We start from the raw sequence: 14,121 nt of genomic DNA, 5'->3' as shown, positions 1-14,121 counted from the left end.
TGGGGATGTCCGGTATCGGGGAATACATCACAGAAATTTGATTTTAAAACCATTGAATATTTTATCCGAGAATAAGGTTTGTACTTTTCAGAAATTTAGATTTAATTTTAAAATTATTGAATATTTTATTTGAGAATAAGGTTTGTAGGGTGGGCATTGCCCACCGTACTTTTCTACTACTTCGCGAAGCGCCCCTACCAGGGCAATTGGAAAAATTTAGACAGTCGTTGTTTCTCAGAAATGGTATTATTTGAGAATAAGGTTGGTACGGTGGGCAATGCCCACCCTACTTTTCAGAAAAATAGAAATGCCCCTATTTGGATAATATATCACTTTTATTCATCCACTCCCATATCCCCCACCGCCAGGCGTTTCAATAACAAAAACATCGCCTGGTGCCATTTTCGCCGTATCCGTACCAGCTAACTGTACAATGCTACCATCGCCGCGTTCTACATAATTATTTCCCGGCAAACCATCGCCGCCACCAGCCAATCCCGCCGGTGGAATGCTGCGATGGCTGGATAAAATTCCCACCGTCATGGATTCGTTGAAGCGAATTCGCCGGATAACTCCATTGCCGCCTCTGCCTATCCCCCTACCACCGGAGTTGGCGCGAATGGCAAAACGTTCCACCAAAACCGGAAATCGCAATTCCAAGACTTCTGGGTCTGTCAGGCGGGAATTGGTCATGTGAGTTTGCACCGCATCAGTGCCGGAAAAAATTGATGGACCGTTCTCTCCCAAGAATCTCCCCGCGCCAGAACCGCCGCAAATGGTTTCGTAGTATTGGTGAGTTTGGTTGCCAAAGGTGAAATTGTTCATGGTTCCCTGAGAACCCGCCGTTACTCCCAAAGCTGCATACAAGGCATCGACGATATTTTGGGAAGTTTCTACGTTACCAGCCACCACAGCGGCAGGATATTGGGGATTGAGCATGGAACCTTGGGGAATCTCTACCTGTAACGGTTTCAAACAGCCGGCATTGAGGGGAATATCGTCGTCTACTAGGGTTCGGAAGGTATACAAAACAGCGGCTTTGCAAACGGCGGCTGGTGCGTTGAAATTATTGTTTTGTTGTTCGGATGTGCCGCTAAAGTTGATTTTTGCCAGGCGATTTTCCCGGTCGATGGTAATTTTTACTTGGATTTGGGCGTTATTATCTAATTTTTGGATAGATTCGCCATCGGATAAAACAGAAAGGGCACGTTTTACCGAGGCTTCGGCGTTGTCTTGTACGTGACCCATGTATGCTTGGACGGTATCCAAACCAAAATTGGCGATCGCTCTGCCAATCTCTTGCACGCCTTTCTCGTTTGCTGCTATTTGTGCCTGCAAATCGGCGATATTGCGGTCGGGATTTCTGGCTGGATAGGGATTGTCTGCCAAAAGCGATCGCAGTTCCGCTTCCTGAAAATGGCCCCCTTCTAACAACAAAAAGTTATCCAACAAAATCCCTTCTTCTTGGATATGGGTGCTGTTCGGTGGCATGGAACCAGGGGTAATTCCACCTACATCAGCGTGGTGACCGCGAGAAGCAACGTAAAATAGGGGTTTGTTCTTGGATTCGTGGTTATTTTCTGTAGCAAATACAGGTGTAATTGCCGTAATATCGGGCAAATGAGTACCGCCGTGGTAGGGATTGTTAGAAATATAAACATCTCCCGGGGCAATTTTATCGCTCTTAGAAGCAATCAACGCCGCCACGCTTTCGCTCATGGACCCCAAATGAACGGGAATATGCGGCGCATTGGCTACCAACTGACCCTCTCCATCGAAAATCGCACAGGAAAAATCCAAACGTTCCTTAATATTTACCGAAGAAGAGGTATTTTGCAAGGTAACCCCCATTTGTTCGGCGATGGAACGGAACAAATTATTGAAAATTTCTAGCATTACTGGGTCGGCGGTACCTTTTTCGGCTGCGGCGACTGAAGGTTCGCTAATGGTGGTGGTTGGTGCTTCTACCGCCGATAGAACCAAATGATTTTGCGAGGTTCGTTGTGCCTGCCAGCCGGGTTCGATGACGTTGGTGCCGGTTTTGTCTACAATTAAGGCTGGCGCTGGAATCACTTGGTGGGGTGGCAAATCGTCGCGGCGAAAGACTGGGGTATCCTGCCACTCGTCGCCGACATACATGGAAACGGTGGCGATGGGTTTTGCTTGTTTTTGCTGGCTGGAAACGGTGGGTTCCGCTGGTGTATCCATTTGGCGGACCAGTTCCACCGATACCGTGGCAACAATCAAAGATTTGGTTTGATGGGTAAATCCGTAGATGCCGAGATGTGCTTGTTCGAAGCGTTGTTTGAGTTGTTGAAAATTGGAACGAAAATCAACAACCAAAGGGGTGTCGGTGCCTTCGTATTTGATATGGATTTTGCGAATAATTTGTTGGTGGTTTTCTGGGGATTGGCGAAACGACCCGAGAAGTTCTTGGAAAATATTTTCTATCTGTGGCAATATGTCGGGGGTCAATGGTGCTTCTACGGTTTGTTCGCGCATGGTGCGTACGTCTGCCAATCCCATGCCATAGGCGGAGAGAACCCCGGCTAGCGGATGGATGAAGACTCGTTTGATACCTAGGGAATTGGCGATCGCGCAGGCATGTTGTCCGCCAGCACCGCCGAAACAACATAGGGTATACTTAGAAACATCGTAGCCGCGCTGGAGGGAAATTTTCTTGATGGCACTGGCCATTTTTTCTACAGCGATCGCTAAATATCCGGAAGCGACTTGTTCTGGCGATCGCTGCCATCCGGTATCTTGTTGGATTTGAGCGGCTAATTGTTGAAATTTTTGCTTAACTGTATCGCGATCGAGGGGTTTATTGCCATCTTGGCCAAAAACATGGGGAAAGAACGATGGTTGAATTTTCCCCAACATGACATTACAATCGGTCACCGTTAGCGGACCACCACGACGGTAACAAGCCGGACCTGGGTCGGCACCAGCGGATTCCGGTCCCACCCGATAGCGGGAACCATCGAAAAACAGACGGCTACCGCCACCAGCTGCAACGGTATGAATGGCCATCATAGGGGTTCGCAGGCGCACTCCGGCAATTTCGGTTTCAAATTCCCGTTCGTATTCGCCGTTGTAATGCGCCACGTCGGTGGAGGTACCTCCCATGTCAAAGCTAACAATTTTATCGAAGCCGGCGCGCAAGCTGGTTTGAACGGCACCGACAATGCCACCGGCAGGACCGGAGAGGATGCTATCTTTGCCTTGAAATTGTTCGGCATCCACCAAACCGCCGTTGGATTGCATGAACATCAAGCGCTGGCGAATTTGCGGACGTAGGTGTTCCGCGCCTTTGGCTAGTTCGGCGGCTACTTGTTCGACGTAGCGTTTGAGAATGGGGGAGAGGTAGGCATCGACGACGGTGGTATCGCCGCGACTGACGAGTTTGATTTGCGGGGTGACTTGGTGGGATACGGAAATTTGCGAAAAGCCGATTTCTTGGGCAATTTCAGCTGCGATCGCTTCGTGTTGCGGGTAGCGATAGCCGTGCATAAATACAATAGCACAACTGCGGATGCCGGCATGGTAGGCAGCTTGGAATTGTTCGCGCAAGCGTTCGCGGTTGAGGGGTTGTATAATTTCGCCGGTGGCCGTGCAGCGTTCTTCAACTTCTATTACCTGTTCGTAGAGCATTTCGGGGAGAACAATCTCCCGCGCAAAAATATCGGGACGGTTTTGATAGCCGATACGCAGCGCATCCCGAAATCCTTGGGTGATGGCTAACACTGTGCGATCGCCTTTTCTTTCTAACAAGGCATTGGTGGCGACGGTGGTTCCCATTTTAATGGCAGCGATGTTTTCCACGGGAACGGCGGTGCCTGCGGGAACTTCTAAAATCTCTCGAATGCCTTGTACGGCGGCATCCTGGTAGCGCTGGGGATTTTCCGAAAGCAATTTCCGGACAATGGTTTCCCCGTTGGGACTTCTAGCGACAATATCGGTAAACGTACCGCCGCGATCGATCCAAAATTGCCACAATTTCTTACCGTCCTGCATCCATCAATCCTAGCTTTTAAAAAGATTTTAAAATCAAGGGAAATACCCCCACACTGGAAGTGCCAGCAAGCAGTGGTGGGGTGATTTGCAAGTCACCCCTACCTATCATTTCTGCCAATATACCTATGACCAAAAAGTTAGCAGGCATTTTGCTGTTTTAGAGAAATCCCAACCAAGACAGCAATCCCTCTCCGGAAAAATACTCCACCAGCAGCATGGCGACAAAACCAATCATAGCAGCACGGCCGTTCAGGCGTTCTGCGTATTCGTTGAAGCCGAATTTGGGTTCTTCCAGATTGGGGGTTTCGCTAGGTTGGGGTGTGGATGGGGATTCGCTCATGAGATTCTCTTTCTTAGAGTGGTTATATTTTAGCTTTTTATTTTCTGCCAGATATTGCCCCTACGTCAATGGATGGCTATCCGTTGGCAAACCCTGCTATCCTTGTACATCTTTGATAACCATGACCTCGGTGGCTTTGATTAACGCTGTGACATCGTCGCCAACGGTTAGCTGCAGGTTTTCTGCCGAACCGCGGGTAATAACGGCATCCACCAGGTTGTCTCCGACTTGGACGGTAACTTCTGCTAGAATATCACCCATCTTGATATCGGTTATTTTTCCCTGCAACTTGTTGCGTCCGCTAATTTTTGCTGTCATGGTTTTATCCTCCTATAAATAGCAGTTGAAAGTGTTTGTCGCGCTTGGCTGGCCGGTAATTATAGAAACAGTTGTTGGGAAAAAATGTAGTCTACGATGCTTAAAAGGATAATTATACGAGGTAGTTCATGGAAATCGGTGTCCCTAAGGAAATTAAGGACCAAGAGTTTCGCGTCGGGTTGAGTCCCAGTAGCGTCCGCGTGTTGCAAGAACGCGGCCATCAGGTATTTGTGGAAACGACGGCTGGCGATGGCGCTGGCTTTGCCGATGGGGATTACGCGCATGCAGGAGCCAAAATTGTCTCGTCGGCGCAGGAAGCCTGGAATTGCGAAATGGTGGTGAAGGTGAAGGAACCTTTGCCATCGGAGTATGATTTTTTGCAAAAGGGACAGTTGCTGTTTACCTATTTGCATTTGGCGGCCGATCGCCAATTGACAGAAGCTTTAATGGAATCGGGGGTAACAGCGATCGCGTACGAAACGGTGGAATTGCCGGATGGCAAATTACCTTTGCTAACCCCTATGAGTATTATTGCTGGTCGGTTGGCGGTGCAATTTGGTGCGCGTTTTCTGGAACGGCAGCAAGGCGGTCGCGGCGTTTTGCTGGGTGGCGTTCCGGGAGTACGACCGGGTCGCGTGGTGATTCTCGGCGGCGGTATGGTGGGAACGGAAGCAGCGCGCATGGCTATTGGTATGGGTGCGCGGGTACAGATTTTTGATATCAATATCGAACGCCTGGCCTATCTGGAAACTTTATTTGGTTCGCGGGTGGAACTGCTGTACAGCGAACCATTGCAAATCGAACAGGTAGTTCCGGAGGCGGATTTGTTGATTGGTGCGGTTTTGGTGTTGGGAAGGCGCGCGCCGACGTTGGTGCCCCGCAGTATGGTAGAAAGCATGCAAGAAGGTGCGGTAATTGTGGATGTGGCGGTGGATCAAGGCGGCTGCGTGGAAACTTTACACCCCACTTCCCATACCCAACCCACCTATGTTGATGCGGGGGTGGTTCACTACGGCGTTCCCAATATGCCGGGGGCCGTTCCTTGGACAGCTACGCAAGCGTTGAACAACAGTACGTTATCCTATGTGTTGAAGTTGGCAAATTATGGTTTGGAAGGATTGGAGAAATTCCCGATTTTGGCGAAGGGAGTGAACGTACGCGATCGCCGTTTGGTGCATCCGGCAGTGAAAGAAGTTTTCCCCGACTTGGCCAGCTAAACCAACTCTGGTACCACCGCTATCTAGGACCAATTGACGGGCGTTTGTCAATCAATATAGGAAATAGAGAATGGAAGCTCAAAAAGGATAACAAACAGCTATCTTTATGCTTCCGTTTTCTATTTTTTATCCCGAAGAAGCAAGAGAAGAAACCCTATGGGTTTGCTTGCCAAGGCTACGCCAAATGCGGCGATCGCCAAAACCTGGTATTTTTTCTTAGGGAAAAGGAAAGCTTAACAAAGGTTAAGACGGCGGTGGGAGTAAACAAACCTTTTTGTTTCTTATCTGCCAAGATGGCTGCTAATATAGAGAGTTGCCGCTCAAATGAAAAGAAATCCTGGAAAATTCGTAAAAGTTCTATCGATCATGAAAATTGGCGATCGCGTTCGGGTCAAACAATCGGTTACGGTGTACCACCATCCCAAACATCGCAACCAACCCCTCGATATCAAGGGGATGGAGGGAGAAATTGTTGATGTGATTCAACAATGGCAGGGTAGACCAGTGAGTGCCAATCTCCCGATTAAAGTTAAATTTGAGAAAAAGTTTAGCGCCCACCTGCGCGAAGACGAACTTGAAGTTATCGAACCGTCCCAGTAACAAGCTAGCCAGCTGGCAGGGGAGACATCAAAGGCGATGTCTCCTAATTTTATCTTGGTTTAGGGAGAGGCAAACCATTTTCGCAAATGCTGTCCCAAAATTTCTTGAATCCGAACAGTAACCTCGGCTGCCGGTTGGTTGGCGTCGATGCGAACTTTCCGGTCTGGTTGCTTGGCCACCAAATCGGCATATCCCTGGCGTACGCGGCGGTGGAAATCCAGATGCGCTTGTTCCATGCGATCGCTTATTTTACCGCTTTGGCGGGCCCGGTGTAACCCCACTTCCACATCCACATCCAACCAAAAGGTAAGATCGCTTTCCAAACCGTTGGTAGCCATTTGGTTCAAACGGCGGATCCAATCCAAATCGCCTCCCCGACCGTATCCCTGATAGGCAATCGTAGAATCCACATAGCGATCGCATAAAATCAGGTTGCCAGCTTCTAAATGAGGTTTGAGGAAGGTTTCCACATGTTGCGCGCGATCGGCAGCATAGAGGAACAACTCCGCGCGATCGTGCAAGGGTGGTGTAAAGTCACCATATAGCAACATTTCCCGCAAGCGATCGCCAAGTTCCGTTCCCCCAGGTTCCCGAGTCGCGATCGCTTTGGGTGGGGTGGCCCCTTCCCATCCCAATTCCTGCCACCAGGGGTGCGTCACCAACCAGTGGCGCAATTTTTCGATTTGGGTGCTTTTGCCGCCACCTTCCGACCCTTCAAAAACAATTAATTTTCCCCGCATGAAAAGAAAATTCCTGAAATCCTAGCTGCTACGTCCAAAGAAAGTGCTACATTGACTGTCAAAGAGGTTATAGAGTGCCACCATACTAGTGGATGTTTTTTCTTTGGTAGAAAGAAACCAATCCCCTAGCATCCAATAGAAAGTCATTTTTGACAACCGAGCGACAGGTAAGCTGTTATGGAAACATCCAATCCCCAACAATTACAATCGGAAATCTCCCGCTTGCAGTCCGAGTTGCAAATGCGAGAGCAACTGGTAGAGCAACTTTCTGCCGAACTGTTCCGACTGGTCAAGGGTAATACGAATTTTACACCGGCACCAGAAGTATCTCAACGCCATCAAGAAGAAATGGAAGCCTTGCGGGAACAACTGCGCCAAGTAGAAGAACAAGTGGCGTTTTATCAAGAACAGTTGGAAAACCGCGACGAGGAAATTTACCAACTCCGCCAAACCAATCAAGAACTCACCGACCGCAGCCGCATGTTGGAACAAGTGGTCCAAGATTTGCCGGAAATTTACCGCCAGAAGTTCCAGGAACGGATTCAACCGGTCACCGAACAGTTGGAACAGTTACAAAAAGAAAACCGCCGTTTGCATGCAGAACTGCAAAGCGTTAGCTATCGCCTGGCTTTGCGATCGAAACGTTCCCAGCATCTCGAACTGCCAAGCTTTCGCGGCGACGACTCGGAAGATGGGGTAGAATTGCCGAGTTTTGGCAATGCCTAATGCTTTTCATTTTGATAGTTCGGGGTGCCACAGCAATGGAAAACATTGGGTCTGTATTTGGCTTCCTTGGTAGCAGCGAGGAAACAATAAACAAGAAAACAGCATCGAAAGGAAAATGATAAAATATTTCTATATTTTGCTTTCGTTGCTACCAAGTCAGTCCAAAAACTCATGAAAGGCAAAATTGTTCTATTGGGACTGCTCTTCGGAACCTATGGCTGCACGGCTTTACCCAGTGCAACCAACTTTAAATTGGCCACACCTGCCGCCTCCGAACGAATGCGCCAGCCGCAGTCTCTAACACAAACGCAACCCATATCGACCCGTGGTATTGGGGTTGCCAAATTAGGCATGACCCTGGGGGAATTGAAACAAATTATGGGACCCTCGGCAAAATTTCGCGTTGTGCCTGATTTTCAGGGAGATTTTGATGCGATCGCGGTGCTTCAAGCGGGCAACCTACAATTTTATATTTTGTACCTATCGGGAAATTCCTTCACCAATCGAGACCGCATACAATTTCTTATGACCGACAATCCCCGCTACCAAACCGCAGAAGGGGTGGGTCCGCAAACCCTCCTACGCCATGCCGTCTCCAAATACGGAGAAGCCACCCTCAGCTACACTTTAAACGGCGAATCCCGCGAATCGGTTGTCTTTTCCGAATATCAAAAGCCGGAAATTCTCTTTACCCCTGCCACGCCAGACCACCAGCTAGCCGGTATTTATCCCAACGCGCCAAAAGAAGTGGCCAGCAGGCTGAATTTCTACGAAACCAACGAATTCCATCGCAACGCCTACATTCAATCCGTTTTGGTTAGTTGCGCCGACCCGCAATGTTCCTCCTAACCCCAGCCACAATCGCTTTCAGAGATTCGCCAAAGACGCCAGAGGACAATTCCATGGCGTCTTTATTGTTTTTTGGTTTGGCTTGGTTGGTTTCCACGCCAAATTGACCCGGCAGACGAACAGTCAATTCCCTATTGCCGGGAAAATACACCGCGATCGCGTAGCGGCGACCTCAAGATTCGGTTTTCTGGAAATAAAGATATCGCATCTGCTGCCCCCGGCAAAAATTTTTCCCAAATTTTTTTCCCGAGACTTGACATTTTCCCGAAAAATCGTAACAATGTATACAGAAAGTTAAATCGTTCATCTCTTTCCGAGGGCGCAGTAGCCTAATCGAGCTACCGAAGCGACCGAAGAAAGAGACGGAAGTAGGGGGAGAATTCTCCCGAAGGAACGCGCCTCACTTAGCAAATTTAGCTTCAAGCTCGTAAGGAGGCGACGAAAATGAAACTTAACTATCGTGGTATCGAATACGATTACAACCCTACTCCCGTAGATACAGTTGATACTGGTGCTCGCGGAAAATATCGTGGCCTGGATTGGCGCTTTCGCAATCCCAAGAAAACGCCGGTTTATCAAACCACGCTGCAGCTAAAATATCGCGGCATCCCCTACGGAAACGGCAACAGCAACGAAGCAGCCGCACCTGCACCTACAACCCAGCCGGCTGTGGAACCAGCAGAAGTTGCCATTTCCACGGTGCAAGAAAAAGCGCGTGCCTTGATGTACAAAGGTAACCAGGTTATCAAAAAACGCCAACAAGCGATGCTCAGCCGTAGCATCCACGATGTAGGCATGGACGAAGCAGAAGTCGGTGACTACTGGAACCGCATCCAAGGTAAGGTTCATCCTACCTTCCGCGTGACCTACGGTCCTTCTCGCATCGCTCACAGCTAACGCATTCCTACGCCAGTTTCTCTAGTTGGCGGTTCCATCTACCACCCAACATAGAGAAAACGAAATAGGATGCCAACCGGGTTCTCAGGTTCTCCCTGCAGAATCCGGTTCTTTTTTTATTCTTTCCTTCTTCCGCTCCTGCCACTACGTCCAAATGGCACCCCCCATCAACTTCCGATAGCGTTCTGCCAAAGCCGCCTTTAACTGGGGCCAGCGATTGAGCGTGGGGTCTTTGGCAAGGACCTTTTCGGCAGCCTCCCGTGCTACCATGAGCACATCTTGGTCTTCTACCAGACTCGCCAGGACAAAATCTGGCATTCCCGACTGGCGGGTTCCCATGACTTCCCCAGGTCCGCGCAGTCGCATATCCATTTCGGCGATAAAAAAGCCATCTTGGGATTTGGCGAGAACTTGCAGGCGTTCTTGTGCCTCTGGTGTGGCTTTGGCGTTCATCACTAGCAAGCAATAGGAAGCGGCGGCCCCCCTCCCCACGCGACCTCGCAGTTGGTGGAGTTGGGATAAACCAAAGCGTTCCGCGTTTTCTACCAACATGACTGTGGCGTTGGGAACGTCTACACCAACCTCGATTACGGTGGTGGATACCAAAATTTCGGTTTGACCATCACGGAAATTTGCGATCGCTTCTTCTTTTTCGGCCGAGGCCATACGTCCGTGCAGCAATCCCACGGAAAATTCTGGAAACACCGTTTCTTGCAGCTTTTGATATTCTTCAATCGCCGATCGCAGATCCAATTTTTCCGATTCTTCCACCAAAGGCAACACCACGTAAGCTTGCCGGCCTTGTACCACCTCCCGCCGAATCAAATCGTGTGCTTGCTTGCGTTCTTTAGCTTTCAAAACCGTGGTTTGCACGGGGGTACGACCAGGGGGAAGTTCGTCAATTTGGCTGACATCCAAATCTCCGTGCAGGGTTAGCGCCAGGGTTCGCGGAATCGGCGTGGCGGTCATGGTCAAAACGTGAGGTGCGCCGGCAACGCCTTTTTGCTGCAATTTGGCGCGCTGTTCCACGCCAAAGCGGTGCTGTTCGTCGATGGCAACCAGTCCCAAACGGTGAAATTCTACCGTATCTTGAATTAAGGCGTGGGTTCCGACCACTACTGGCAGTTCGCCGGTGGCTAGCTGTTGGTAAATGGGTTTGCGTTTGGCGGCTTTGGTGGACCCGGTGAGCAGTTCTACGGGTAAGTTTAGCAGGGTCAGCCAGTTGACCAATTTTTGGTAGTGTTGTTCGGCGAGAACTTCTGTGGGGGCCATTAAGGCAGCTTGATAACCAGCTTGAATCGCTGCCAGCATGGCAACGACGGCCACGACGGTTTTTCCCGAACCCACATCCCCTTGTACGAGGCGATTCATGGGGGTGGTTTTTTGAATGTCGGTGAGGATTTCGTTGATGACCCGTTTTTGGGCACCGGTCATTTCAAAGGGCAGAAGCTGGTAAAATTGTTCGATGAGATAGCCTTGTGAGGGAGCGATCGCTTTGGTTTGGGTTTGTTTTTGGCTTTGGCGGCGGCGGAGCAGTCCCAGTTGTAGGTAGAAAAACTCATCAAAGACCAAACGGTGGCGTGCGTCTTGCAGTTGTTGCCGGTCGTTGGGAAAGTGAATGCCAGCAATGGCGCTAGGGAGGTCCATTAAACCGTAACGCGATCGCAATCCCTTGGGCAACGGATCGCAAATGTGGGCAGCCGCTGGCAGTGCCGTGACCACCGCCTTGCGTACCAAATCGGCACCTACCCCTTCCGTGAGGGAGTAAACCGGCACCAAACGTCCGATTTTATCCGATTCTAACTGCCCTCCCAAGCCATCCATTACCTCAATTTCCGGATTGTCTAACGTCAAGCCATATTTATTCTTTTTCACCAACCCAGAAGCTGCCACAATAGAACCCACGGGATAGAGGCGTTTTTGCTGTTCCTGCCAGCCGCGGTTGGCGTAGCGCATGCCAGCGAAAAAGCGGGTAATTTTGATTTTGCCGGTATTGTCTTGTAGGGAAAGTTCTAAAATGGTGAGCTTGCGGTTTTTGGGACTGCTAAAGCACTTGCAGCGCTGGACTTTGGCAATGATACTTACGGTCTCCCCAGCTTGTAAATCTTGGATGGGAACTTGTTTGGCGTAGTCTAAGTGGTCCCGAGGAAAGTAGTAGAGCAAGTCACCGACGGTGTACAGTCCCAGTTTGGCGAGCTGCTCCCCTTTTTTAACCCCGATATTGGGTAGTTTTAATAAGGGTTGTTCTAGGGCGTTGCTTTGGTTGGCAATGGCTGGCTGGGTGGAAGATTTGGTTTTGGCTGCCAGTCGAGAACCGTTGGTTTGGGGGGTGGCGGTTTCTTGGTTTTGCGATCGCTTGTTGGCACTTCTTTCTAATGCCAAAAGCAACTGACGGGTGTATTCCACCAGGCTGCGGCGCTGTTCCGTTTCCATGCGGGGATACTGCGCGTAGGCAGTTGCCACCAGTTCCCACCGCCGCTTTTCGTCTTCCGTGAGAGAAGGGGGGCGATCGCGAAAGCTCATTTGCATAAACTCACTGAAGCGATAGGATCTCCCCATCATGTCAGCAAAGCCATTTTCTGACTCGACAGCCAGTGCCTTTTGCAACCGGGACCAATCTATACTTTGTGCTTTCTCATTTCTCATCGGCGGTGGTTGATTGCGACTGCTTGTTGCCTGGAAGGGTTACGGATGGGATTCTTCAAACCAAATGGCACGCCAATTGGCCTCCGCCGTAGCGACGAGCCATTCTTGCTGTTTTTGTTCGTAGGCTTGTTTGAGTTGGGAAAACTGGGATATAAGCTGGCGCAGCTGGTTACGTTGCGCCATGACCTGCGGTTCGGCAAATTCCAGTTCCCCTAAGTGAAGTGCAATGACTGTAATGGGAACGGGTTCGCTTTTCTTCTGGGATTCTTGGGACTCTGGCGGCGCTTCCGCTTGCACGTACAAACGAATCACATTGGGAGGACCGGAGGTATCGGCATTGGCACTGGAGTGAACCGCCATTTCCAAAAGTGGGTCGGGAAGTTCCGGCATCAATACCCCTGCTTCTTTTAGTACGTGGTTGGCTTGATAAGAGCTATTGTGGAGAACGTTGCTGATGGCACTTTCTACCATTTCCAACCATTTTGCAAAAGGATGTACGGGGTCTTCCCCCAACAGCTGACTTCTGAGGTCTGTCGACTGGGTATCCCCCCATTCCATAGCTTCCCCATTTGGCGAAGATGTAGCTTGTTGCTTGTCGTTTTCAGATGCTGTATCTTGATGGCTATCGGTTTCGGTTTCCGTTTCCGCGGCAGCTTCATTTTGCCACTCGCTTGCAGGGATTTCGGAAGCGGCAGGTAGGTTTTCTAAAAGCGAAGCGATCTCTTCTTGCGTGCGCGCAGCAACTTGACGTAGGAATTTTTGTAGCTTTTCCCGTTCGCTGACCGATAAATTGAGAAAGCGATCTGGATAGGTATGGGTACAAATCTGGTAAGCTGCCAACACTAATTGTTGCCGAACAGCATTGCCCAAAATTTCCAGGTAGCTGTTATAAACTTTATGGGTCTCCTCCCGTAGCTGGGCTACCTTTTCATCCATCTTGGCTAAATCTTGTTCGATTTTTTCAATTGCTCCAGCCATAGTTCTATGTGTTTCCTACCTAGGAAAAATTGTATCTCGATTTTTCCCTTCCATCTTGCCGTGGCTAGGGAAAATTTCACCAATAGGATTTTTATAGAAAGAGCATGGGAAGGCTAAAACCCCTCTGCTTCAGCGAGGGGATACAGCCAACCTTGGGGCTTTAGCCCCAGCTCAGTCTAGCTACTATTCCCTTGAGCCTCAATATATCGCTGAATTACCTCACAGCTAACATTACCAGCCGTTGAAACAAAGCACGGCAATGGTATTTCAACACAAGGAAATACATTGGCAAGTATTCTTTGGTTTACGAATACAAGTTGAGTCGGCACTATCAAACCCTCTACTCGCAGGCAGCGCAGCAAGTCTTATTGTCAGTATGGGAATCTTTCAAGTCCTACCGTGAGCTGCTCAAAACGTGGCGCAATGGCGAGTTGGCGGATAAGCCAAAACTGCCGAACTACCAAAAGAAGCGTGGGCTTGCAGTGGTGAGCTATCCCCAGCCAGCCCTGAAATTACAAGACAATCAAATGCGGGTGCCGTTGGGCAAATTTGGTGAAAGCATGGTTTGGGATTGACCATTGGACGGCAGTTGAAGTCCATCAACCGCTGGTACAACAAACTGAGGAATCCTCCACATCAAAAGCTTCGTTTTGAGATGATGACTTCTTGCCGACCATCGGCGAACAACCCGATAGCTGGAAGCCATCTAGAAAACGGACAAAGCGGGGACTCTACTGCACGGGTGCGAACCAATACATCAATGCAGACTGTAATGGTGCTGCAAATATTTTAA

General features: G+C 49.6%; 12 protein-coding genes and 1 riboswitch. Of the genes, 6 read left to right on the top strand and 6 right to left on the bottom strand.

Features of this window, described 5'->3' with window-relative positions; all coding sequences use genetic code 11:
* Window positions 1-339 precede the first annotated feature (339 nt).
* From AS151_RS16610 to AS151_RS16600, 3 genes are all read right to left on the bottom strand, one after another.
* Window positions 340-4,017 carry a hydantoinase B/oxoprolinase family protein gene (locus AS151_RS16610; protein ID WP_071518186.1) on the bottom strand — a complete coding sequence of 1,226 codons (3,678 nt, stop codon included), beginning with the start codon at window positions 4,015-4,017 and terminating at the stop codon, window positions 340-342.
* Window positions 4,018-4,174: 157 nt separating this feature from the next.
* Window positions 4,175-4,357: a chlorophyll a/b-binding protein gene (locus AS151_RS16605; RefSeq protein ID WP_071518185.1), complete on the bottom strand. Its 183-nt coding sequence runs from the start codon at window positions 4,355-4,357 to the stop codon at window positions 4,175-4,177.
* Window positions 4,358-4,453: 96 nt separating this feature from the next.
* Window positions 4,454-4,675 (bottom strand): TOBE domain-containing protein, encoded by a 222-nt coding sequence (locus AS151_RS16600; RefSeq protein ID WP_071518184.1) that lies wholly within the window; start codon window positions 4,673-4,675, stop codon window positions 4,454-4,456.
* Window positions 4,676-4,803: 128 nt separating this feature from the next.
* Here AS151_RS16600 and ald point away from each other — a divergent pair, with 128 nt between their 5' ends.
* Window positions 4,804-5,892, top strand: coding sequence for an alanine dehydrogenase (gene ald, locus AS151_RS16595; RefSeq protein WP_071518183.1), 1,089 nt, complete (start codon window positions 4,804-4,806; stop codon window positions 5,890-5,892).
* 366 nt (window positions 5,893-6,258) lie between these two features.
* Window positions 6,259-6,492 (top strand): ferredoxin-thioredoxin reductase variable chain, encoded by a 234-nt coding sequence (locus tag AS151_RS16590; RefSeq protein WP_071518182.1) that lies wholly within the window; start codon window positions 6,259-6,261, stop codon window positions 6,490-6,492.
* A 59-nt stretch (window positions 6,493-6,551) separates the two neighbouring features.
* On the opposite strand, the gene tmk is transcribed toward AS151_RS16590, so the two are convergent.
* The gene (gene tmk, locus AS151_RS16585; RefSeq protein ID WP_071518181.1) at window positions 6,552-7,232 is read right to left on the bottom strand and encodes a dTMP kinase; all 681 of its coding nucleotides are present in this window, start codon (window positions 7,230-7,232) and stop codon (window positions 6,552-6,554) included.
* A 177-nt stretch (window positions 7,233-7,409) separates the two neighbouring features.
* On the opposite strand from tmk, the gene AS151_RS16580 reads away from it, so the two are divergent.
* The 3 genes from AS151_RS16580 to AS151_RS16565 all read left to right on the top strand — a co-directional run bounded on the left by AS151_RS16580 (window position 7,410) and on the right by AS151_RS16565 (window position 9,704).
* Window positions 7,410-7,958, top strand: a complete 549-nt coding sequence (locus AS151_RS16580; RefSeq protein ID WP_071518180.1) for an Npun_F5560 family protein — start codon at window positions 7,410-7,412, stop codon at window positions 7,956-7,958.
* A 171-nt stretch (window positions 7,959-8,129) separates the two neighbouring features.
* On the top strand, window positions 8,130-8,807 hold the full coding sequence (locus AS151_RS16575; protein ID WP_084639654.1) for a hypothetical protein: 678 nt from the start codon (window positions 8,130-8,132) through the stop codon (window positions 8,805-8,807).
* A gap of 298 nt (window positions 8,808-9,105) precedes the next feature.
* Window positions 9,106-9,207: riboswitch (Glutamine riboswitch) on the top strand.
* A 44-nt stretch (window positions 9,208-9,251) separates the two neighbouring features.
* Window positions 9,252-9,704: a DUF4278 domain-containing protein gene (locus AS151_RS16565; RefSeq protein WP_071518178.1), complete on the top strand. Its 453-nt coding sequence runs from the start codon at window positions 9,252-9,254 to the stop codon at window positions 9,702-9,704.
* A gap of 144 nt (window positions 9,705-9,848) precedes the next feature.
* On the opposite strand, the gene recG is transcribed toward AS151_RS16565, so the two are convergent.
* On the bottom strand, window positions 9,849-12,350 hold the full coding sequence (gene recG, locus AS151_RS16560) for an ATP-dependent DNA helicase RecG (protein WP_071518177.1): 2,502 nt from the start codon (window positions 12,348-12,350) through the stop codon (window positions 9,849-9,851).
* A 39-nt stretch (window positions 12,351-12,389) separates the two neighbouring features.
* Complete coding sequence (locus tag AS151_RS16555) at window positions 12,390-13,328, bottom strand: hypothetical protein (RefSeq protein WP_071518176.1); 939 nt, start codon at window positions 13,326-13,328, stop codon at window positions 12,390-12,392.
* Window positions 13,329-13,627: 299 nt separating this feature from the next.
* Between AS151_RS16555 and AS151_RS16550 the strand changes: the two genes are divergently transcribed.
* The gene (locus tag AS151_RS16550) at window positions 13,628-13,903 is read left to right on the top strand and encodes a hypothetical protein (RefSeq protein ID WP_071518175.1); all 276 of its coding nucleotides are present in this window, start codon (window positions 13,628-13,630) and stop codon (window positions 13,901-13,903) included.
* Window positions 13,904-14,121 lie beyond the last annotated feature (218 nt).

It is taken from the genome of Geitlerinema sp. PCC 9228 (assembly GCF_001870905.1).
Lineage (GTDB): Bacteria > Cyanobacteriota > Cyanobacteriia > Cyanobacteriales > PCC-9228 > PCC-9228.
The sequence above is the reverse complement of the archived record's forward strand: the minus strand, read 5'-3'. Positions and strand labels throughout refer to the sequence as shown.

Bases quoted from the DNA above. Each gene is read 5' to 3' on its own strand.
- AS151_RS16565 (WP_071518178.1), top strand. From the start codon at position 9,252: ATGAAACTTAACTATCGTGGTATCGAATACGATTACAACCCTACTCCC.
- tmk (WP_071518181.1), bottom strand. From the start codon at position 7,232: ATGCGGGGAAAATTAATTGTTTTTGAAGGGTCGGAAGGTGGCGGCAAA.
- AS151_RS16600 (WP_071518184.1), bottom strand. From the start codon at position 4,675: ATGACAGCAAAAATTAGCGGACGCAACAAGTTGCAGGGAAAAATAACC.
- AS151_RS16610 (WP_071518186.1), bottom strand. From the start codon at position 4,017: ATGCAGGACGGTAAGAAATTGTGGCAATTTTGGATCGATCGCGGCGGT.
- AS151_RS16605 (WP_071518185.1), bottom strand. From the start codon at position 4,357: ATGAGCGAATCCCCATCCACACCCCAACCTAGCGAAACCCCCAATCTG.
- ald (WP_071518183.1), top strand. From the start codon at position 4,804: ATGGAAATCGGTGTCCCTAAGGAAATTAAGGACCAAGAGTTTCGCGTC.
- AS151_RS16590 (WP_071518182.1), top strand. From the start codon at position 6,259: ATGAAAATTGGCGATCGCGTTCGGGTCAAACAATCGGTTACGGTGTAC.
- AS151_RS16555 (WP_071518176.1), bottom strand. From the start codon at position 13,328: ATGGCTGGAGCAATTGAAAAAATCGAACAAGATTTAGCCAAGATGGAT.
- recG (WP_071518177.1), bottom strand. From the start codon at position 12,350: ATGAGAAATGAGAAAGCACAAAGTATAGATTGGTCCCGGTTGCAAAAG.
- AS151_RS16575 (WP_084639654.1), top strand. From the start codon at position 8,130: ATGAAAGGCAAAATTGTTCTATTGGGACTGCTCTTCGGAACCTATGGC.
- AS151_RS16580 (WP_071518180.1), top strand. From the start codon at position 7,410: ATGGAAACATCCAATCCCCAACAATTACAATCGGAAATCTCCCGCTTG.